We start from the raw sequence: 19,221 nt of genomic DNA, 5'->3' as shown, positions 1-19,221 counted from the left end.
AGGATCGGCAATTCAGGCTTTCCGCTGCACACCGAAGAACCGTCCGAGATCGACGCCGTGGCAGTCCTGGAGGCCGCCCTCCCCCCGGTCTGCCGTGCATGGCAAAAGCCCGCCGCCTTCCACCGGACAAGGCACATGAACGATGTCACTTTCATCTCTTCCGGCGAAACAGCCTCCACCGCAATGGCGCCATACCGCCAGAACCCGCTGTCCGGCGTCTGCGCCCCCGCGGCAGGGATGTGGCCCGACTTCCTCACGGGCCAGGAAGGAGCGCCGGTGCGCGTGCTGCTCATCGACGACGACGAGTTCGTGCGCCGGGTGATCGCCCAGGAGCTGTTGTCGGACCTGCGCATCCAGCTGGAGGGCCAGGCCAACAGCATCCGCGAAGGACGCAAGCTCCTGGCCACGCACGAGTTCGACGTGCTGATGGTCGACCTGCGGCTGAGCGACGGCCTTTGCTTCGAGCTGATCGACGAAGCGCGGCGTCACCGCTGCAACGGCGAGGTCATCGTGATCTCCGCCTTCGAAGACGATGACCATGTGCTGCGCGCCTTCGAGCTGGGGGCAACCGGCTACCTGCTGAAGAACGCCTGGCTGCAGAGCTTTCCCGAAGCGGTGCTGCACGTGGCGAACGGCGGCGCGGCCATCACGCCGCGGCTTGCGCGGCGCCTCCTGCACCTCCTGAACCAGCACCCCCGCGAGCACCCGGCCGACGATGCGCCGCCGCTGCCGGCACCGCCCTCGCACGAGACGACGCTCTCGCGTCGCGAGAACCAGATCCTGCGCTTCGTTGCGCTGGGCTACGTCTCGGTGGAGATCGGCGCGAAGCTCGGCATCACCGGCCAGACGGTCAACGCGCACATCAAGAGCATCTACAAGAAGCTGCATGTGCATTCGCGGGCCCAGGCGGTGAACCTCGCCGTTCAAGCCGGTCTGATCTGAGCGGCACGCACTCGTCGGTTGCAAGCCTGCATCGACCCTCTCGATTCCCCTGCACGTGCGGCACTCCTTCCGTTCGCCTCAGCTTGGCAGTTCGGCAACCTCGGGCAGGTCAACGCCGCCTGATGCGGCTCCCGCAAACGCATGGCCACCGAGGGCCCGCGCGGTGACGATATGGGACGCCCCGGCCTGCCCATTCACGTCGAGCAGGAACTCCGAGGTCACGACGCGCGCGCCGCAGAAATCGAAGATGCCATGGTCGATCTGCGTGCGCATCGCCTTGTCGTAGCCGCGCCGCGCATAGGTACCCCCGTCCGCCCCGCCGATGCCGATGAGGTGGACGGCAAGGCGGCCGAGCCGCTTTCCGAGCGTGCCGTCTGGCGCCTCGTCGTAGGCCCAGCCATTGGAAAATACGCGGTCGATCCAGCCTTTGAGCTGGCCGGGGAACGACCACCAGTACACGGGATAGACCAGCACCAGTGCGTCGGCCCGGTCGATGCGCTCCTGCTCCCGCAGGATGTCCGATGGCAAGGGCTCCTGGAGAAAATAGGCGGCGCGGTCGGCCTGGTTGAAGGCCGGCTGGAAGCCTTCCGCAGCGATGTCGGCGATCTCGGTGGTGTGCTCGCCGGATGCCGCAACGCCCTCTGCAAACGAGCGCGCGACGGCGTGCGTGAGGGACTGGGAATCGGGATGACTGACAACGACGAGGGCATGCATGGCGGTTCCTTCTTGGGTTGGGTGTAAACTACTGTTCGTAGGTTACCTTTGGTAGGTTAAAGATGTCAAGCAAGCAGATGGAACCGGTTGTGCAAGCCGCAGCCAAGAAACGCCTTCCCAAGGACGAGCGCGGCCGCCAGCTCCTGGATGTCGCGTGGTCCATCGTGCGCAGCGAAGGAACCGATGCGCTCACGCTGGGCTATCTGGCCGAGCGCGCGGGGGTGACGAAGCCCGTCGTGTACGACCACTTCGGCACACGCACCGGCCTGCTCGGCGTTCTCTACGGGGAGTACGACAGCCGGCAGCATGCCTTGATGGACGAGGCCCTGCGGGCGTCGGGAAAGTCGCTCCCGGCCGTGGCGAAGGTGATTGCCGCCGCCTATGTCAACTGCGTCATGGAGATGGGGCGCGAGATGCCCGGCGTCAGCGCCGCGCTGGCCGGCTCGCCCGAGCTGCACGCCCTGAAGAAAGAACTCGAGGCCGAGTTCCTGGTGAAGTGCCGGGGCGCGCTGCAGCCTTTTGCGAAACGGCCTATCGCGCCGGCAGCCATGCGCGCGATGCTGGGCGCGGCGGAGGCCGTGTCGTTTGCCGCGGCCGCGGGCGAGTTCGATCCAGCGGATGCGCAGAACGAGATCTACGACGCCGTTGTGCGGATCGTGCAGAGGGCGTGAAACACGCGGTGATGAAGCATTGCTTGGATGGGAAGCCTTGCGAGCACGCTGGAAAGCGGCCGGCTGAACCGCCGATCCTCGCGGTCATCCGGTCTCGATTTCGACCATGGCTTCCATAGAAACAGGTAAGCCATAAATCGACTCTGGTTATTGTGTAAACCAGGTCCCAGCGTTGCAAGTGCGCGCCTGCCGATACAGCCACCGGGCTGCCGCCACATCCTCGAGCGCCATGCCCAACGACTTGAACAACGTCACCTCATCCGCGCTCGAGCGGCCCGGGTGCTGGCCGATGACGAGTTCACCGATCTCCGCGAGCAAGCTTGCCGGCGCGATCAGGCCGGCGCGCCATGCGTTCAGGTAGTCGCCCGATTCGCTGAGGGTGGACTCGCGCCTGTCGACGAACAAGGATGCGTGCGCCATCAGCGCCGGCTCGATCTCGCCATGCGATGGCGTGCTGGAGCCCACGGCGTTGATGTGCGTCCCCGGTGCGATCCATTGGCGTTGCAGGATCGGTTCGCGCGCGCTCGTGACGGTGACGACGATGTCGGCATCGCGCACCGCCGCTTCCACCGAGTCGACCGCTTCCATCGCAAAACCAAAGGAAGGTTTCTGCGCATCGACGAAGCTTTGCGCGCCGGCCGGACTGCGCGCCGCGACCTTGACCGACGTCAGCGTGCGAACCGCCGCGACGGCCTGCAGTTGCCAGTGGGCCTGGTGGCCGCAGCCGATCAGGGCCAGGCGGCTGGCCTCGGGCCGTGCGAGCAGGCGCGTGGCCAGGCCGGTCATGGCGGCGGTGCGGATGCCGGTGATCTCGGAGGCCGACATGACCGCCATGAGCGCGCCGGTCTCGCCACTGAACAGGAGAACGCAGCCCTGGTGCGGGTCCAGGCCGATCGCGCTGTTGCCCGGAAAGAAGCCGCCGGTCTTGGCGCCGTACACCGGCTCCACGCCGCCGATGTAAGCCGGCATCAGGCCCAGAAGACCCTTGGCGTCGGGCGGGCGCACGATCTGCCGCTGCGGCTGGTGCACCTCGCCGCGTGCGAGGGCCGCCATCGCGTCGGCCATCAGGTCGATGCAATCGGCAACGCTCAGCAGACGCGCGATGTCCTGTCGGCCGAGAAAAAGAACGGGCGCGCCTGCCCCCTCGCTCATGCAAGCGCGCGAGCCGCGTCCAGGTGCCGGGTGAGCGTGCCCAGGTCGGTGTTGGTGCCGCACAGCAGAACGCCCACGCGCTGGCCCTCCAGCTGCTCACGCAACGGGCCCAGCAGTGCCGCCGTGGCGGCCGCGCAGGCGGGCTCCGGCGAGAGCTTGAGTTCCTCGAACAGGTGGACCATGGCGCGGCGGATCTGGTCGTCCGAGACGGTCACGAGCCGGTCGATGCTGCGGCGGCAGAGCTCGTAGCTGTAGGCCTCGGTGTGCGGCGCCATCAGGCTGTCGGCAATGCCCTGCATCGGTCCCATCTTGATCGGGTGGCCGGCCTTGAAGCTCTGGCTCATGCCATCGGCGCCTTCCGGCTCCACGCCGTAGACCTTGCAGTTCGGCTGCACCAGCTTGAACGCGGTGGAAACGCCCGCCGCCAACCCACCGCCGCCGACGGGAATGATCATCGCGTCCAGGTCCGGCGCCTGGCTCGCCCATTCAAGGCCGAGCGTGGCCGTGCCCAGCACGGTGCGGTAGCCGTTGAACGGATGCACGAAGAAGCGCCCTTCTTCCTTCTCGATCTGGTGCACCTGGTCGAACGCGGCCGCGCCGTGGTCGGCCATCACGACCTGCGCGCCGTATTGGTGGCACAGCGCCACCCGAAACGGGCTGGCGGTCTTGATCATCACCACCTTGGCGCTGATGCCGAGCTTCATCGCGGCGTAGGCGACCGCGACCGCATGGTTGCCCGCGCTCACGCAGGTCACGCCGGCCTGGCGCTGCGCGGCATCGAGCGACAGCAGGTTGGAGAAAGCGCCGCGGGCCTTGAAGGTCCCGCTGGCCTGCAGCAGCTCGAACTTGAAATTGATGCGCGCATCGCGCAGCGTGGAGATCGAGTCCTTGTCCAGCGTCGGCGTGGTGAACACATAGGGCTGCAAGGCAGTGGCGAGTTCGCGGATCGCGTCGAGCGTCGGCACCGGCTGGCCGTCGATGAGAGTGGGAGTTGGGGTCATGAAAAGATCGCGGAATGAACGCGCACGCCGGTCACTTGAAGCCCAGCCGGATGCGCGTGAAGACCAGGGCGACGATGCTGATGATCGCGGCGAAGATCAGGTAGTAGCTGGGCGACAGCTTGTCGTTGGTCACGCTGATCAGCCAGGTCAGGATGAACGGTGCGAAGCCACCGAAGATCGTCACGGCGGTGTTGTAGCTCAGGGACAGGCCCGTGGTGCGGGTCTGCGTCGGGAACAACTCGGACAACAGCGCCGGCACCGGCGCGAAATACGCGGTCATCAGGCAGCCGAGCACGATCTCGACCAGCAACAAGGTGCCGAAGCTCGGCCGGCTCACCAGCAGCGCGAACATCGGATAGATGGCCAGCAGCAAGAGCACGCCGGCGATCAGCATGATGCGCACGCGGCCGACCTTGTCCGACAGATGGCCGACGACGGGCGAGAAGAACATCTGGATCACGCCGACCATCATGGTCGCGGTGAAGGCCACCGAAGCCGGCAGGCCCAGTTGCTTGACGCCGTACGTGGGCATGAAGAGCACCAGGTAGGTGGCCACGGTTCCGAGCACGACGATGCCCACGGCCAGCAGCAGGCGCTCCTTCTGGTGGCTGAAGGTGTCGCGCAGCGGCGTGGTGGTGGCCTCGATGCTGGAGAACTCCGGGCTCTCGTCGACGTTGCGGCGGATGTAGTAGGCCACCGGCCCGATCAGCAGGCCGAAGATGAACGGAATGCGCCAGCCCCAGGAGGCCAGTTGCTCGGCCGTCAGCGTGCTGGTGAGCACGGCGCCGAAACCGGCCGCCAGCAAGGTGGTCAGGCCCTGGCTGGCGACCTGCCAGCTGGAGAAGAAGCCGCGCCGCCGGGGTGCGTGCTCTGCCAGAAAGGCGGTGGCGCTGCCGAACTCACCCCCGGCGGACAGGCCCTGGATCATGCGTGCGACCACGAGCACAGCGGGCGCGAGCAGCCCGATGGTGCTGTACGTGGGCACGATGCAGATCAACAGCGTGCCCGTGAACATCAGCATGATGGACAAGGTGAGCGCGGCCTTGCGGCCTGCGCGGTCGGCATAGGCGCCGATCACGATGGCACCCAGCGGACGCATGAAGAAGGACACGCCGAAGGTGCCCAGCGTCAGCAGCAGCGACACCGTGTCGTCGCCCGTGGGAAAGAAGAGCTTGGAGATCGTCGCGGCGAAGAAGCCGTACACCACCAGGTCGAACCACTCCAGCGCATTGCCGATGGACGCCGAGATGACCGCGCGCCACGGCGGCGCGTCGGGATGCGGGGAAGCCGAGGGCCGGGCGATGCCGCCTTGCAGGCTGTGGGCGTGGGTCATGGAACTTTCCTTTTTGTCTCTGTTGGTTTTTTTCTTCTGTCCCACCCTGCTCTGCGCGCCTTCGAGGTCTTCAGGGCGCGCAGGACATGCTGTGGACCAGCTTGCGCAGGAAGGATTCGCACTGCGCCAGCTGCGCGAGCGTGACGAATTCGTTCGCCTTGTGCGCCTGCTCGATGTTGCCGGGCCCGCAGACGACGGACGGGATGCCCATGCGCTCGAACAATCCGGCCTCGGTGCCGTAGGCCACCTTGCGCACGCTGCGGTCGTGCGTGAGCGCCCGGACCAGTTGCGTGATGGCGGCCTGCTCGGACGCATCCAGCGTGGGCGCGGTGGCCAGCAGTTCGAACTCGATGCTGGCGCCGGGGTGCTCCCCCTTCATTTGCGGCAGCAGCGTGTGGGCGGCGTAGTCCTTGATGCGCGCGATGATCGGCGCGCTGTCCACGCCCGGCAGATTGCGGTATTCGAAACTGAACTCGCAGTGCGCCGGAATGGTGTTGACCGCGATGCCGCCGCTGATGACGCCGGTCTGCAGCGTGGTGAAAGGCACGTCGAAGGCCTCGTCGAACGGGCCTTCGCCGCGGAATGCGTCGGCCTGGTCGCGGATGAAGCAGATCAGCCGGGCCGCGTACTCGATGGCGTTGAGCCCCTGCGGCGTGAGCGAGGAATGCGCCGCATGCCCATGGACGCGGCAGCGATACGCATTGATGCCCTTGTGCGCGACGATGACGCGCATGTCGGTCGGCTCGCCGACGATGCAGCCGTTCGCGTGGATGCCGCGGGCCTTCAGGTCGTCCAGCATGTAGGGGGCGCCGATGCAGCCGAGCTCCTCGTCGCACGAGAACGCGAAATGGATCGGCTCCCTGAGACGGGCCGCCTTCATCTCCGGCAGCATCGCCAGCGCCACGCCGATGAAGCCCTTCATGTCGCAGGCCCCGCGCCCGAAGAGCTTGCCCTCGCGCACCGTGGGATCGAAGGGATCGCTGTCCCAGTCCTGGCCCTTGACCGGCACCACGTCGGTATGGCCCGAAAGCACGATGCCGCCCTGCGTGGCGCCGTCCGCCGCGGGAATGGTGGCGAAGAGATTCGCTTTCTTGCCGGTGGGCTCGTAGGTGAGGGTCGACGCGTAGCCCTGCTCTTCGAGGTGATCGCGGACCGCTTCGATCAGGCCGAGATTCGACGCGAAGCTGGTCGTGTCGAATCGAATCAGCTTCTCGATCCAGGGGAGGGAAATGGGTGCGGCGGAAGGGACAATAGGCGTGGTCACAGAATTATCATATGCGAAAATTTTCAGATAAGAAAATTTTAATGAAGCCTTCCATCGCCTCCTCAGCCCCGCCCTCCTCCACCTCCGGCCAAGGCATCGTCCTGGACAAGACAGAGCTGGGCGCGCGGCTGCGCAGCGCTCGCCTGGCACAGCAACTGACCTTGACCGAACTGGCGATCAAGTCGCAGGTCTCGGTGGCATCCATCTCCAAGGCGGAGCGCGGCCTGCTTGCGCTCAGCTACGAAAAGTTCGCTGCACTGGCGGCGGCGCTGCAACTGGATCTGTCGACGCTGTTCGGCAGCCAGCCGGCCGGTTTCATTGCCGGCAGCGTGGTGGTGACACGCAACCAGGACGTCGTCGAATACCACTCCGAACGCTACCTGTACGGCATGCTGGCCACGCAGGTGACGACGAAGAAGATGACCCCCATGCTCGGCCGCGTCGAAGCCAACTCGGTGCTTCGGCCCGGCGAGTTCAGCAGGCATCCGGGCGAGGAATTCATCTTCGTTCTCGACGGTGCGCTGGAGATGCATTTCGTCGACGGGCGCGTCGAGCGACTCGAGAAGCACGACAGCATCTACTTCGACAGCGGGCTGGGCCACCTCTACGTGAACGGCGGCGATGAGGGCGCGCAGATCCTCGTGGTCTGCTGCAACGAACCGGGCGTTCCGTCGATGGACGACGTGGCCTGAATCCGCACGGCGCGAAAATCGAAATCGCCGCCGCGACGGGCCGAGACATCATTCATTCATTCATCAACCAGAGAGAGATCACCATGGCAAAAGCCTATTGGGTCAGTGCATACCGTGCCGTCAAGGACGCCGACAAACTCGCGGCCTACGCGAAACTGGCCGGCCCGGCGATCACTGCCGGCGGCGGGCGCTTTCTCGCGCGCGGCCTGCCGGCGAAGGTCTACGAATTCGGTTTGTCCGAACGCACCGTGTTGATCGAATTCGACAGCATCGAGCAGGCGACAGCGACGCATGACAGCCCTGGCTACCAGGCCGCGCTTGCCGCGCTGGGCGACGGCGCCGAACGGGATCTGCGGGTCATCGAAGGGGTTTGAGCGATCGGGGACAGGCGTGCGGCGAAGGCTGTTTCTCACGGCGGTCAGGCGACGCGCGCTTCCCCTGGATTTCTCTCCTGCATGCAGGCCGGCAAGACCGGCAGCGAATTGACGCCGGATGTCTCTTCGGTGCCGATGCCTGACTGGGCGAGCGCCGGCGTCGTTCGGTCGCGCCATGCGTGGCGCGCGCACCCACGCATGCGCAGCATCTCCATGAAGTCCCTCTCGCGGCGCCGGACGACGCACGGCCGGCATGCCTGCGCGTAGCTTCAGCGCAAGGAGAGATTTCATTCATGGACCGCCTGTTCGCCTCGTTCGCCAACAAGATCGCGCACATCGCGGGGAGCCCGCTCACCTTCCTGGTGTGCGTGGCCGTGGTCATCGCGTGGGCGGTGGCCGGGCCGTTCTTCGGCTTCTCGGAAACCTGGCAGTTGGTCATCAACACGGGCACGACCATCGTCACCTTTCTCATGGTGTTCCTCATCCAGAACACGCAGAACCGCGACGGCGTGGCGCTGCAGACCAAGCTGGACGAACTGATCCGGTCCTCCAACGCCCAGAACGAATTCATGGGCATCGAGAAGCTCACCGACCACGAGTTGACCGCCCTGCACGAGCGTTGTGAGGCCGCGGCCAGGGAAAGCCACGCCACGCTGGAGCGCACGCGGGCCGAGCGCCGCCGACGCGGCCACGAGAAGGCCGACCCGACCGACGGCTGACGGCAACCCGGGCGCCGCACTTTCACGCGACCCCCACGACGGCGCATTCGGGCGCACCTTGGCGGCGCCGGACTACAAGGCGCCGCGAGAAGGCTTCTAGATTTGATGACGCCGCGCGCGGACACGCCAAGACATCACCGAAGGACACCGATGGCCGAAGAACCCACCCCTGCTGCATTCCTTGCCTGGATGGCGGCGGAAACTGCCGCCTACACGGCCATCCATCAGCTTCACCAGCGCACGCAGGGCGGGCGCTTGGCCATTCCTGACAACCGCATCGAGCAGATCGCCAGGCTGCGCAAGGAAGCGGACGTTCGTTTCGCCAGCCTGTGGGGCACGCTCGGCGCGGCATCGCCGCAGCCCGGTGCGCCGGAGGCCACCACGCCGGTGCAGCGCGGGCGGCGTCCGGCCTTCGAGCTTGTCTTGCGGCCGCCTGCCGATCCGATCGAGAACCGCATCAGGTAGGCGCCCTGCCACCGCGGCCCGCACCGGCGCGATGAAGGCCGGAAGATTTCGCCATCGTCTTTCGCGCTTTCCCGTCCCCCTCCCCGCCTGCCCACACGATGAAGATCGCCACATTCAACGTCAACGGCATCAACAGCCGCCTTGCCCGCCTGCTCGAATGGCTTGCCGAATCCAAGCCCGATGTCGCCTGCCTGCAGGAGCTCAAGAGCCCCGACGCCAACCTGCCGGTCGATGCGATCCGCAGTGCGGGCTACGGCATCGTCGCGCACGGGCAGCGCGCGTGGAACGGTGTCGCCATCCTTGCGCGCGGAAAAGAGCCGATCGACACCGGGCGCGGCCTGCCGGGCATGCAAGCCGACACGCAGAGCCGCTACATCGAGGCGGTGGTCGATGGCGTGTTGATCGGCTGCCTCTACCTTCCCAACGGCAATCCGCAGCCGGGGCCGAAGTTCGACTACAAGCTGCGGTGGTTCGAAGCCTTCAACAGGCATGCGAAAAAACTCTTCGCGAGCGGCCTGCCCGTCGTGCTGGCCGGCGACTACAACGTCGTGCCGACCGATGCCGACATCTACAACCCGGCCTCGTGGCGCGACGACGCGCTCCTGCAGCCCGAAAGCCGGGCGGCGTTCGCGCAATTGCTCAAGCAAGGCTGGACCGACGCGATCCGCGCGAGCCATCCCGGCCGCGTGCCCTTCACCTTCTGGACCTACTGGCGCAACCGCTATCCGCGCGACGCCGGACTTCGCATCGACCATCTGCTGCTGAACGCCGAACTCGCGCCGATGCTTCGCAATGCCGGCGTGGACCGCGACGTGCGCGGGCGCACCGGCGCGAGCGACCATGCGCCGGCCTGGATCGAGCTCGACATTCCCCCGGCGTAGGCACATCTTCAAGCGCAAACAGGCTGCGGCCTCGGGATCTAATCCCCGCGGCGAATGCCCTGCAGCGCTCTCGTCATCTCATCCACGATCACCGCATTGGCGGCATCGTGCAGCCGCACCACGCCCACGGGCGGCAGGTTCCATTGCAGGCGCTGCGGCATCACGCGGGCGCCGCTCGCGTCGGCCACTTCCTGCGCGATGTCGTCGGGCAGGATGGTGATCGCGTCGGGCATGTGCCGCAGCACCGAGACCAGCGTCTTCTGCGCGTAGGCCTCCAGCAGAGGAACCGGCACCGGCTGCCCCGCCGAGGCGAAGATCGAATGGATCATCTGGCGGATCGGCGTGTCCTCCGGCGGAAAGATCCAGTGCAGGGAAACAAAGGCCTCCCAGTCCAGCCCGCGCCGCGCCAGCCGTTGCGCGGCCGCGCGCGACACCACCAGGCGCGGCTCCTGCGTGTAGAGAAACTCCTGTGCCAGCCCTGCTTCGGCGCTGGCCGATGTGAAGCGGCAGATCGCGCAGTCCAGCGTGCGTGCGCGCACCGCCTGCACCAGCACATGCGTCGTGGCCTCCTCGACCACGAAGCCCAGGCGCGGCCGCACGGCCAGGAGGTGCCGCCAGACGGCATCCTGCGTCGCGCGCGCAAGAAAAGGCAGCACGCCGATGCGCAGCCGCCCCTGCAGCCCGGTGCCGAGCGCGGCCAGGTCCTGCCCCAGCGATTGCGCATCGGCCAGCGCCACACGGGCCCGCGCCAGCACCAGGAGGCCCGCGGCCGTGGGCTCCAGGCCGCGCCGGCTGCGGGTGAACAGCGGGGTCATGAAGATGTTCTCGATCTCGCCCAGCGCGCGCGTGACGGTCGGCTGGCTGAGGCCAAGGTGCTCGGCCGCGCGGCTGACCGAGCGCTGCCGTTCGAGTTCGGCAAGAAGCGCGAAATGGCGCAGCTTGAGCCGCGGCGTGAGGTGCTGGAGCGTCGGCGCTGACATGCGGCGATCCTAAGCGAGAGGCATAGCAATGGATGCATGCATTCATCAGCAAATATGTGCTTCTGGCTATCCGGTGTTCCTACACTCGGCCGCATGTTCACCACCCGCCCTGAAATCGCCGGCACCTTCGGCGTCGCCTCATCGACCCACTGGCTGGCCTCGCAGACCGCGATGGGCGTGCTGGAGCGCGGCGGCAACGCCTTCGACGCCGCCGTGGCGGGCGGCTTCGTGCTGCAGGTGGTGGAGCCGCATCTCAACGGCCCCGGCGGCGAGGCGCCGATCCTGCTGTGGAGCGAGCGCGAGCAGCGCATGCACGCCCTGCGCGGACAAGGCTGCGCGCCGGCCGACGCCACCGCCTCGACCTTCCGCGCCCTTGGCTTCGAGCAGGTGCCGGGCATCGGCCTCCTGGGGGCCACGGTGCCGGGCGCCTTTTCTGCCTGGCTCACCCTGCTGCGCGAGCACGGCACGTGGTCGCTGGCCGAGGTGCTGGCACCGGCGATCGGCTATGCGCGCGAAGGCTTTCCGCTCGCGCCACGGGTTGCCGAAGCGATCCTGGCGGTGCGCGGACTCTTCCTGGAACACTGGCACGCGTCGGCCCAGGTGTGGCTGCCCGGCGGCAAGCTGCCGCAGCCCGGCTCGCTGTTCCGGCTGCCGGCGCTGGCCGCGACCTACAGCCGCGTCGTGGAGACGGCCGAGCGCGAAGGCAGCGGCCGCACCGGCGTGATCGATGCGGCGATCCGCACCTGGCAGCTGGGCTTCGTCGCGCGCGAGATCGATCGCTACTGCCGCAACACCACCGTGCGCGACAGCAGCGGCGAGGCGCATGCCGGCCTGCTGCGCCTGGACGACATGGCCGAATGGCGCGTCGCAGCCGAGGCGCCGCTCACGGCCGAGTTCGGGCGCTACACGGTCGCCAAGTGCGGCTTCTGGAGCCAGGGCCCGGCCTTCCTTCAGCAGCTGGGCATGCTGCGCCACGCGGGCCTGGAGCACCACGTGCCCGGCTCGGCGGGCTTCGTGCATCGCATCACCGAAGCCGCCAAGCTCGCGCTGGCCGACCGCCTCGCGTGGTACGGCACGGCGTCCGGTGCGCGCGGCGATGCGCAAGAGGCGCTGCTGTCGGACGCGTACCTGCGCGAGCGCTGGGCCATGGTCGATCTGCAACGTGCGTCCGAGGTGCTGCGGCCCGGCGCGCCCCTGGACCTCGCGCCGCGCCTGCCTGACCTGGACGTGAGCGCACGAACGCTGCGCACCGCCGACACGCGCTTCGGCATCGGCGAGCCCACCTTCGCCGCGCTGCCGCCGGTCGCCGAATGGGCCGAGCGCGAGATCTTCGTGGGCGACACCTGCCACATCGACGTGATCGACCGGCACGGCAACATGGTCGCGGCCACGCCTTCGGGCGGCTGGCTGTCGTCCAGCCCGACGATTCCGGCGCTGGGCTTCGCACTGAACACGCGGCTGCAGATGAGCTGGCTGGACGAGGGCCTGCCCGGCTCCGTGGAGCCGCGCGTCGCGCCCTGCACCACGCTGTCGCCGTCGATGGCGCTGCGCGACGGCCAGCCGTACATGGCGTTCGGCACGCCCGGCGGCGACCAGCAGGACCAGTGGTCGGTCGGTTTCTTCCTGCGCCATGCGGTGCACGGCCTGAACCTGCAGCAGGCCATCGACGCGCCGGCCTGGCACGTCAAGCACGCGCCCAGTTCGTTCTGGCCGCGCCAGACCACGCTCAACACGCTCACGCTGGAATCGCGCTTCGAGCCCGAGACGCTCGAGGCGCTGCGCGCGATGGGCCACCGCGTGCAGGTCGGCGATGCCTGGTCCGAAAGTCGCATGTCCGCCTGCAGCCGCGAGCGCGATGCCCAAGGCCGGCTGCTGCTGCGCGCCGGTGCCAATCCGCGCGGCATGCAGGGCTATGCCGTGGGCCGTTGATCGGCCGGCGCTTTTTTCATCTTCGTTCCAAGGACCTCATCACCATGTTCCAACGCGTCTTGCGCGGCCTGCTTCTGCTGGCCCTCACCTGCACCGCGCAGGCCGGCCTCGCCGCCTACCCCGAGAAGCCGATCACGCTGATCGTCCCCTGGGCCGCGGGCGGCTCCACCGACATCCTGGCGCGCGCCATCGCCGAGCAGCTCACCAAGTCGATGGGGCAGCCCGTCGTCGTGGACAACCGGGTGGGTGCCTCCGGCAACATCGGCTCGAACTTCGTCGCCAAGGCCAAGCCCGACGGCTACACGTTGCTGATCGGTTCGATGAGCACCCATGCGATGAACCCGACGCTGATGCCCGGCATGCCCTTCAACGGCACGGACGACTTCACGCCCATCGCGCTGGTGGCCAACGTGATCAACACGATGGTGATCAATCCTTCGGTGCCGGCCAAGAACCTGCGCGAGTTCATCGCATATGCCAAGGCCAACCCTGGCAAGCTCGCGTATGCCTCGGCCGGCGGCGGTTCCACCAACCACCTGAGCGCCGAGATGTTCAAGAAGGCCGCCGGCATCGACATGCTGCACGTGCCCTACAAGGGCGGCGCGCCGGCCGTGCTGGACACCGTGGGCAACCAGACCCAGGTGCTGTTCTCCGCCGGCACGCAGACGCTGCCGCACGTGAAGGCGGGCAAGCTGCGCCTCCTGGCCGTGACCGAGCCCAAGCGCTCCTCGCTGCTGCCCGACACGCCCACCGTCGCCGAGACGCTGCCGGGCTACGAGATGAGCGTCTGGTACGCCGCGTTCGGGCCGGCGGGCATGCCCGCCGAACTGGTCACGCGCCTGAACAGCGAGATCAACAAGGCACTGGCCGTGCCCGAGGTTCGCGCCCGCATGGATTCGATGGGCGTCGAGCTGGTCAAGAGCACGCCCGAGCAGCTGGCCACGTCGCTCCGCAAGGACACCCAGCGCTACGACAAGATCATCAAGGACCTGGGGATCAAGCTTGACTGACGTGGACGTGCTGCCCCTGGCGGTGTGCGTGCCGCTCTGCGACACGCTGTCGCGCGCCACCGCCTTCGATGCCGCGATGGCGCACATCGAGACGGCGCGACTCGCGCTGCTCGGCCCGGGCCTGCTCACGGTGAACCTGAACGCGACGACCTCGAACGATCCGCCGGACGAAGTGCAGTTGCAGCGCCTGTGGTCCTCCAATCCGCAGGCCTACCCGGTGGCCGGCCGCAAGCGCAAGACGCTCACGCCGTGGACGCGGCAACTGGTCGTGCGCGCCGAGGTCTTCATCGGCGAAGGCGACAAGGCCCTGGCCGAAGTGTTCGACGACCACGCGCTCATCGCCGCGCTGGGCCTGCGCGCCGTGGTGAACGTGCCGCTGCTGGAAGACGGCCGGTGCGCCGCGACCTTCAACGTGCTGGGCGCCCGGGCGCGCTGGATGCCAGAGGAGATTGCGCTGGTGCGGCTGCTGGCGCTGCTGGCCACGCCCTGGGTGCTGCGCGAACGCGGCGATGCGATGCGATGAGCCCGTGAACCGGTAGAGACCCGCCCCGGGGGCAAACCCTCGGGCGTCCCGAAAGTCATGCGGATGGCATCGCCAGGATAGGACGGGCGGCGCCGGGTCGTCCAAGAATCTCCATGTCCAAGGCGCGCGCCGCCTCGTTCGGGCCGGCCGGCCCGAAAGGCGTGCGCTGCAGTGCAGGACAGGAGACAAACCATGACAAGACCGACGCGCGCGCCGATGCGCTTTCCCCGACAGATGCGCCTGGCCGGTTCGACGGCGAGCCTGTCCCTGCTGCTTGCCGCTTGCGGCGGCGGTGGTGGCGGTGGCGGGTTCCCCTGGAACTTCGGGAATGGCGGCGGTGGTGGCAGCGGCGGCGACGGTGGCGCTACGGGCCATATGGAAGTACGCACGCTCTCGACCCGCGCCGACCTGGTCAGCGGCGGCGATGTGCTGGTCGAGCTGATTCCCGAAGGCGGCAACGCCGGCGGCCTGAAAGTCACGCTGAACGGCAGCGACATCACCGGTGCGTTCGCCAAGCGTGCCGACGGCCGCATCACCGGGCTTGCCACCGGCCTGGCGGTGGGATCGAACACGATCAAGGCGAGCACCAAGCTGAGCCGCGAAGCCACGCTCACGGTCGTCAACGCGCCGCGCAGCGGTCCGGTGCTGTCGAGCACGCAGTTCACGCCCTACGTCTGCGCCACGCCAGCGCCCATGGCCGGCGCGGGGGCGACGCCTGCGTCGAACGCCAGCGGCCTCTCGACCAGCGCCACCGATGCGCAGTGCAGCATCGCCACCGAGTTCAAGCTCTTCTATCGCACCCTCACTCCTGTGACGGCGGCGCCGGGTGATGGCGGCTGCTCGTTCGTATTGCCCGACCCCAGCCCCGCCGCCGCGGGCGGCCCTGTTCCGTCGACGCCGGCCAACTCGTGCCTGCAGCCCTACGTGGCCGGCACCACGTCCGCATCGGCGGTCGCGAGCACCACCACGACGACCGGTGCAAAGGTGCCCTACATCGTTCGCGTGGAGCGCGGCACGATCAACCGCGGCATCTATGACATCGCCGTGCTGTTCGACCCGGCGGCGCCCTGGACCGCGACCACTCCGCAGCCCCAATGGAACCGCAAGCTCCTTTACTCCTTCGGCGCGGGCACGGGCTTTCCGCGGCTGCAGTTCCGCTCGTCGCAGAACTGGGCCGACGATGCGGCGCTCTCGCGCGGCTTCATGGTCGTGGACAACAGCATGACCGACTCCCAGCTCAACGGAAACCGCTACCTGGTCGCCGAGACGACGCTCATGATGAAGGAGCACGTCATCGACAGCTACGGCGAGGTGCTCTACATGATGGGCAACGGCGGCTCGGGCGGTGCGATCAACCAGAACAGCGTGGCTTCGCTGCTTCCCGGCGTGATCGACGGCACGCAGCTGGGCGTCGATTTCGCCGACTCCGAGACGACGGCGATGGAGGTGATGGACTGCGTGCAGCTGGTCAACTTCTACCAGTCGCCTGCGTGGACGGCCTTGCAGGCGGGCTCGAACCCGGCACAGGTCAACGCGAAGAAGAAGGCGATCAATGGGCACCTGGACCACACCGCCTGCCATGGGTGGCTCACCTTCTTCGGCGGGCTCCTCAAAGCCGGCAACTACACGCCGCTGGGCGTGGCCGACAACGCCACCGGCGCGATCGTGCCGACCGGTGCGCCGACCAACAACTGCCAGCTCCCGGCCTCCCTGGTCTACGACCCCGCGGCCAATCCCACCGGGCCGCGCTGCGGCATCACGGACGGCGCATCGAGCGTCTACGGCACGACGGCGAACGCGCTCGCGCCCAGCGGCGTGCGCGGGCTGAGCAACATGGACAACGTGGGCATCCAGTACGGGCTCAGGGCGCTGAAGTCGGGTGCGATCTCCGCCGAGGAGTTCGTCACGCTCAACGAGAAGGTCGGCGGCTCGGACACGGACGGCAACCTCTCCACCGCGCGCGCCGTGGCGGACGCCGATTCGCTGTCGATCGCCTACCGCGCGGGGCTGGTCTCGCCCGGCGCCAACCTCGCCAAGGTGGCGACGATCGACCTTCGCGCCTACGACGAGACCTACAACCTCCCGATCGGCCAGGCGGGCATCCACCAGTACTGGCGCAGCTACTCGCACCGGGCCCGCATCGATGCGGCGGCGGGCGGGCACGCGAACCATGCGCTGTGGCGTTTCGGTCCGGCGGGCACGCCGCCTTCGATTCCTGTCGAAGCGTTCCTCGCGATGGATGCATGGCTCACGGGCTTGGTGACTGCGAGCCCGAAGGAATGGACCAACGCGGAGCGCACCCAGCAGCAGGTGGCCGCCGCGAAGCCGGCTGCCGCATCGGACCTGTGCTACCTGTCGGCCGACACGACGTTCTCCACCAAGGTGCTGAACACGGCGACCTGCGACGCCGACCCGGTGCTGCTGCCGCAAGGCTCGCCGCGCCAGGTCGCCGGCGGACCGCTCGCGGAAGACATCCTGAAATGCCAGTTGAAGCCGCTGGCCGCTGCCGACTACGCGCCCGTCACCTTCTCGCCCATCCAGTGGTCGCGCCTGCAAGTGACCTTCGCGCAAGGCGTGTGCGACTGGAGCAAGCCAGGCGTGGGGCAGGTGCAGACGGCGGCGCCGATGACCTTCAGGGGCGGTGCCGGCGGCAAGCCGCTGGGCCCGCGGCCGGCGAGTTCGTGATCGTCGTGATCGGCCGCGCGCCGCGCGCCTGAATCATGCGGCGTGCAGCCGCGTCACCAGGCTGCCGGCAGCCTTGCGCAATGCCGGCAGGAAAGTCTCGCGCACCTCCGCCAGCGTCATGCGCTCGGCGCGCACGGCGATGCTCATTGCGGCCATGACCTGGCCCGATCGGTCGAACACGGGCACGGCCATCGAGCGCACGTCCAGTTCGAGCTCGCCGTCGTTGCTGGCGTAGCCCTCCTCGCGGCAACGCGCGATGAGCGCCAGCACCTCGCCCGCATCGGTGACGGTGCGCGGGCTCAGGCGCGGGCGCGGCATGGCGCGCACGCGCCGCGCCGCTTCTTCGGGCGGCAGGCCCGCGAGCAGCACGCGCCCCAGCGCCGCGCAATACGCCGGCAGCCGCGAGCCGATGCCCAGCCCCGTGCTCAGGCTGCGTCGCGCGGTCGAGCGCGCGATGATGATCGCGTCGTCGCCCTGCAGCATCGCCAGCGAGGCCGACTCGCGCGTGCGCTCCGACAGCGCATCGAGCAGCGGCTGCGCCAGCGAAGGCGCGGGCCGCGACGCAAGGTACGCATGCGCCACCAGCAGCGCCTTGGGCAGCATCCAGAACCGCTTGCCGTCGCTGTCGAGATAGCCCAGCGCCTGCAGCGTGAGCAGCGAGCGGCGCGCTGACGCGGGCGAGCTCTGCGTGAGCCGCCCCACTTCCGACACCGTGAGGCGGCTGTGCTGGCGGCCGAAGCAGGTCAGCACGTCGAGGCCCTTTTGCAGGGAGGCCACGAAGTTCTTGTCCGGTACCGTCTCCTCATTGGGAGAACCGTCTTGGTTTTTGCGCATTGCGCAAATCTAGCTTGTTGCGCACGCCCTGGCAACGAGACACTGGAATCCCCTCGATGCACGAAGAACACGGAGACAACCAATGTTCCAGAGACTCACCCGGCGCACGCTTGCGCTGCTGGCCTGCGCCTGCCTGATGGCCCAGGCCCAGGCACAGAACGACAACAAGATCGCACGCCTGGTCGTGCCCTTCCCCGCAGGCGGCACCGCCGACATCCTCCCCCGCGTGGTGGCCGACAAGCTGCGCGACCTGTACCCCGCGGGCGTGGTGGTCGAGAACCGCACCGGCGCGGGCGGCAACATCGGCGCCGACGTGGTGTTCCGCGCCGAGCCCGACGGCAAGACGCTGCTGGCCTCGCCGCCGGCGCCCATCGCCATCAACCAACACCTGTACAAGAAGCTCGCGTTCGATCCGGCGCGCTGGGTGCCCGTGACCGTGCTGGCCACCGTGCCCAACGTGCTGGTGGTCAACCCCAGGCTGCCGGTGCACAACGTGGCCGAGTTCATTGCCTACCTGAAGGCCAACCCCGGCAAGGTGAGCTTCGCCTCGCAGGGCAACGGCACCACCTCGCACCTCACGGCCAGCCTGTTCATGCAGCTCACGGGCACCGAGATGACGCACGTGCCCTACAAGGGCACCGCGCCCGCACTGGTCGACCTCATCGGCGGGCAGGTGGACGTGTTCTTCGACAACATCTCCTCGTCGCTGCAGTTCGAGCGCACCGGCAAGGTCCGCATCCTCGCGGTGGCCGACGAGCAGCGCTCCAAGGCCTTGCCCAACGTGCCCACCTTCGCCGAGCAGAAGCTGCCGGCCATGAACGCGGTCACGTGGTTCGCGGTCGTCGCGCCCCCGGGCACGCCCGCGGCCACGGTCGATGCCACGCAGAAGGCGATGGCCGCGGCGCTCGCGCTGCCCGACGTGAAGCAGAAATTTGCCGAACAGGGCGCCGAGCCGCGCGGCTGGGACAGCGCGCGCACCGGCCAGTTCATCCAGACCGAATCGGCCAAGTGGCACAAGGTCATCCAGGCCGCCAAGGTCACCATGGAATAAG

General features: G+C 68.0%; 20 protein-coding genes. 12 read left to right on the top strand and 8 right to left on the bottom strand.

The annotated features are described in order from the left end of the window. Nucleotides 1–183 precede the first annotated feature (183 nt). Nucleotides 184–942, top strand: a complete 759-nt coding sequence (locus tag BM133_RS07335) for a LuxR C-terminal-related transcriptional regulator (RefSeq protein ID WP_093435144.1) — start codon at nucleotides 184–186, stop codon at nucleotides 940–942. Nucleotides 943–1,020: 78 nt separating this feature from the next. Here the strand turns inward: BM133_RS07335 and BM133_RS07330 are convergent, their stop codons facing one another. After that, nucleotides 1,021–1,656, bottom strand: coding sequence for an NAD(P)H-dependent oxidoreductase (locus BM133_RS07330; RefSeq protein WP_093432658.1), 636 nt, complete (start codon nucleotides 1,654–1,656; stop codon nucleotides 1,021–1,023). Nucleotides 1,657–1,718: 62 nt separating this feature from the next. Here BM133_RS07330 and BM133_RS07325 point away from each other — a divergent pair, with 62 nt between their 5' ends. Then, nucleotides 1,719–2,327, top strand: a complete 609-nt coding sequence (locus tag BM133_RS07325) for a TetR/AcrR family transcriptional regulator (RefSeq protein WP_093432656.1) — start codon at nucleotides 1,719–1,721, stop codon at nucleotides 2,325–2,327. A gap of 147 nt (nucleotides 2,328–2,474) precedes the next feature. Here the strand turns inward: BM133_RS07325 and BM133_RS07320 are convergent, their stop codons facing one another. The 4 genes from BM133_RS07320 to argE form a co-directional block, all read right to left on the bottom strand. Beyond that, nucleotides 2,475–3,479 (bottom strand): ornithine cyclodeaminase family protein, encoded by a 1,005-nt coding sequence (locus BM133_RS07320; protein ID WP_093432655.1) that lies wholly within the window; start codon nucleotides 3,477–3,479, stop codon nucleotides 2,475–2,477. After that, nucleotides 3,476–4,480 carry a threonine/serine dehydratase family protein gene (locus BM133_RS07315; protein ID WP_093432654.1) on the bottom strand — a complete coding sequence of 335 codons (1,005 nt, stop codon included), beginning with the start codon at nucleotides 4,478–4,480 and terminating at the stop codon, nucleotides 3,476–3,478. Before BM133_RS07315 ends, BM133_RS07320 begins: the two co-directional genes overlap by 4 nt. A gap of 31 nt (nucleotides 4,481–4,511) precedes the next feature. After that, complete coding sequence (locus tag BM133_RS07310) at nucleotides 4,512–5,813, bottom strand: MFS transporter (RefSeq protein WP_093432652.1); 1,302 nt, start codon at nucleotides 5,811–5,813, stop codon at nucleotides 4,512–4,514. Between the two features lie 70 nt (nucleotides 5,814–5,883). Beyond that, nucleotides 5,884–7,077, bottom strand: coding sequence for an acetylornithine deacetylase (argE, locus tag BM133_RS07305; RefSeq protein ID WP_256219083.1), 1,194 nt, complete (start codon nucleotides 7,075–7,077; stop codon nucleotides 5,884–5,886). 41 nt (nucleotides 7,078–7,118) lie between these two features. Between argE and BM133_RS07300 the strand changes: the two genes are divergently transcribed. Together BM133_RS07300 and BM133_RS07295 are read left to right on the top strand one after the other, a co-directional pair. Beyond that, nucleotides 7,119–7,769 carry a helix-turn-helix domain-containing protein gene (locus BM133_RS07300; protein ID WP_256219082.1) on the top strand — a complete coding sequence of 217 codons (651 nt, stop codon included), beginning with the start codon at nucleotides 7,119–7,121 and terminating at the stop codon, nucleotides 7,767–7,769. Between the two features lie 83 nt (nucleotides 7,770–7,852). After that, the gene (locus tag BM133_RS07295; RefSeq protein ID WP_093432651.1) at nucleotides 7,853–8,143 is read left to right on the top strand and encodes a DUF1330 domain-containing protein; all 291 of its coding nucleotides are present in this window, start codon (nucleotides 7,853–7,855) and stop codon (nucleotides 8,141–8,143) included. A gap of 44 nt (nucleotides 8,144–8,187) precedes the next feature. Here BM133_RS07295 and BM133_RS35115 read toward each other — a convergent pair whose 3' ends face one another. Continuing rightward, entirely contained in the window at nucleotides 8,188–8,358 is a 171-nt protein-coding gene (locus BM133_RS35115) for a hypothetical protein (RefSeq protein WP_177224740.1), read from the bottom strand. A 78-nt stretch (nucleotides 8,359–8,436) separates the two neighbouring features. On the opposite strand from BM133_RS35115, the gene BM133_RS07285 reads away from it, so the two are divergent. From BM133_RS07285 to BM133_RS07275, 3 genes are all read left to right on the top strand, one after another. After that, entirely contained in the window at nucleotides 8,437–8,862 is a 426-nt protein-coding gene (locus BM133_RS07285) for a low affinity iron permease family protein (protein ID WP_093432647.1), read from the top strand. A 150-nt stretch (nucleotides 8,863–9,012) separates the two neighbouring features. Next, nucleotides 9,013–9,327, top strand: a complete 315-nt coding sequence (locus BM133_RS07280; protein ID WP_093432645.1) for a hypothetical protein — start codon at nucleotides 9,013–9,015, stop codon at nucleotides 9,325–9,327. Between the two features lie 98 nt (nucleotides 9,328–9,425). Beyond that, entirely contained in the window at nucleotides 9,426–10,208 is a 783-nt protein-coding gene (locus tag BM133_RS07275; protein ID WP_093432643.1) for an exodeoxyribonuclease III, read from the top strand. Between the two features lie 38 nt (nucleotides 10,209–10,246). On the opposite strand, the gene BM133_RS07270 is transcribed toward BM133_RS07275, so the two are convergent. Next, nucleotides 10,247–11,188, bottom strand: a complete 942-nt coding sequence (locus BM133_RS07270) for a LysR family transcriptional regulator (RefSeq protein ID WP_093432641.1) — start codon at nucleotides 11,186–11,188, stop codon at nucleotides 10,247–10,249. A 93-nt stretch (nucleotides 11,189–11,281) separates the two neighbouring features. Here BM133_RS07270 and BM133_RS07265 point away from each other — a divergent pair, with 93 nt between their 5' ends. From BM133_RS07265 to BM133_RS07250, 4 genes are all read left to right on the top strand, one after another. Further along, nucleotides 11,282–13,117, top strand: a complete 1,836-nt coding sequence (locus tag BM133_RS07265; RefSeq protein WP_093432640.1) for a gamma-glutamyltransferase family protein — start codon at nucleotides 11,282–11,284, stop codon at nucleotides 13,115–13,117. Nucleotides 13,118–13,161: 44 nt separating this feature from the next. Then, complete coding sequence (locus BM133_RS07260; protein ID WP_093435136.1) at nucleotides 13,162–14,127, top strand: Bug family tripartite tricarboxylate transporter substrate binding protein; 966 nt, start codon at nucleotides 13,162–13,164, stop codon at nucleotides 14,125–14,127. Between the two features lies 1 nt (nucleotide 14,128). Next, the gene (locus BM133_RS07255) at nucleotides 14,129–14,650 is read left to right on the top strand and encodes a GAF domain-containing protein (protein ID WP_371286329.1); all 522 of its coding nucleotides are present in this window, start codon (nucleotides 14,129–14,131) and stop codon (nucleotides 14,648–14,650) included. 192 nt (nucleotides 14,651–14,842) lie between these two features. Continuing rightward, entirely contained in the window at nucleotides 14,843–17,335 is a 2,493-nt protein-coding gene (locus BM133_RS07250) for a DUF6351 family protein (RefSeq protein ID WP_143100094.1), read from the top strand. Between the two features lie 33 nt (nucleotides 17,336–17,368). On the opposite strand, the gene BM133_RS07245 is transcribed toward BM133_RS07250, so the two are convergent. After that, entirely contained in the window at nucleotides 17,369–18,112 is a 744-nt protein-coding gene (locus BM133_RS07245) for an IclR family transcriptional regulator domain-containing protein (RefSeq protein ID WP_256219080.1), read from the bottom strand. 139 nt (nucleotides 18,113–18,251) lie between these two features. On the opposite strand from BM133_RS07245, the gene BM133_RS07240 reads away from it, so the two are divergent. Next, nucleotides 18,252–19,220 (top strand): Bug family tripartite tricarboxylate transporter substrate binding protein, encoded by a 969-nt coding sequence (locus tag BM133_RS07240; protein WP_093432635.1) that lies wholly within the window; start codon nucleotides 18,252–18,254, stop codon nucleotides 19,218–19,220. Nucleotide 19,221 lies beyond the last annotated feature (1 nt).

The organism is Variovorax sp. 770b2 (assembly GCF_900115685.1).
GTDB lineage: Bacteria > Pseudomonadota > Gammaproteobacteria > Burkholderiales > Burkholderiaceae_C > Variovorax.
The sequence above is the reverse complement of the archived record's forward strand: the minus strand, read 5'-3'. Positions and strand labels throughout refer to the sequence as shown.

Coding starts and splice junctions, on each gene's coding strand:
- BM133_RS07335 (WP_093435144.1), top strand. CDS start 184: ATGGCGCCATACCGCCAGAACCCGCTGTCCGGCGTCTGCGCCCCCGCG.
- BM133_RS07330 (WP_093432658.1), bottom strand. CDS start 1,656: ATGCATGCCCTCGTCGTTGTCAGTCATCCCGATTCCCAGTCCCTCACG.
- BM133_RS07325 (WP_093432656.1), top strand. CDS start 1,719: ATGTCAAGCAAGCAGATGGAACCGGTTGTGCAAGCCGCAGCCAAGAAA.
- BM133_RS07320 (WP_093432655.1), bottom strand. CDS start 3,479: ATGAGCGAGGGGGCAGGCGCGCCCGTTCTTTTTCTCGGCCGACAGGAC.
- BM133_RS07315 (WP_093432654.1), bottom strand. CDS start 4,480: ATGACCCCAACTCCCACTCTCATCGACGGCCAGCCGGTGCCGACGCTC.
- BM133_RS07310 (WP_093432652.1), bottom strand. CDS start 5,813: ATGACCCACGCCCACAGCCTGCAAGGCGGCATCGCCCGGCCCTCGGCT.
- BM133_RS07300 (WP_256219082.1), top strand. CDS start 7,119: ATGAAGCCTTCCATCGCCTCCTCAGCCCCGCCCTCCTCCACCTCCGGC.
- BM133_RS07295 (WP_093432651.1), top strand. CDS start 7,853: ATGGCAAAAGCCTATTGGGTCAGTGCATACCGTGCCGTCAAGGACGCC.
- BM133_RS35115 (WP_177224740.1), bottom strand. CDS start 8,358: ATGGAGATGCTGCGCATGCGTGGGTGCGCGCGCCACGCATGGCGCGAC.
- BM133_RS07285 (WP_093432647.1), top strand. CDS start 8,437: ATGGACCGCCTGTTCGCCTCGTTCGCCAACAAGATCGCGCACATCGCG.
- BM133_RS07280 (WP_093432645.1), top strand. CDS start 9,013: ATGGCCGAAGAACCCACCCCTGCTGCATTCCTTGCCTGGATGGCGGCG.
- BM133_RS07275 (WP_093432643.1), top strand. CDS start 9,426: ATGAAGATCGCCACATTCAACGTCAACGGCATCAACAGCCGCCTTGCC.
- BM133_RS07270 (WP_093432641.1), bottom strand. CDS start 11,188: ATGTCAGCGCCGACGCTCCAGCACCTCACGCCGCGGCTCAAGCTGCGC.
- BM133_RS07265 (WP_093432640.1), top strand. CDS start 11,282: ATGTTCACCACCCGCCCTGAAATCGCCGGCACCTTCGGCGTCGCCTCA.
- BM133_RS07260 (WP_093435136.1), top strand. CDS start 13,162: ATGTTCCAACGCGTCTTGCGCGGCCTGCTTCTGCTGGCCCTCACCTGC.
- BM133_RS07250 (WP_143100094.1), top strand. CDS start 14,843: ATGACAAGACCGACGCGCGCGCCGATGCGCTTTCCCCGACAGATGCGC.
- BM133_RS07240 (WP_093432635.1), top strand. CDS start 18,252: ATGTTCCAGAGACTCACCCGGCGCACGCTTGCGCTGCTGGCCTGCGCC.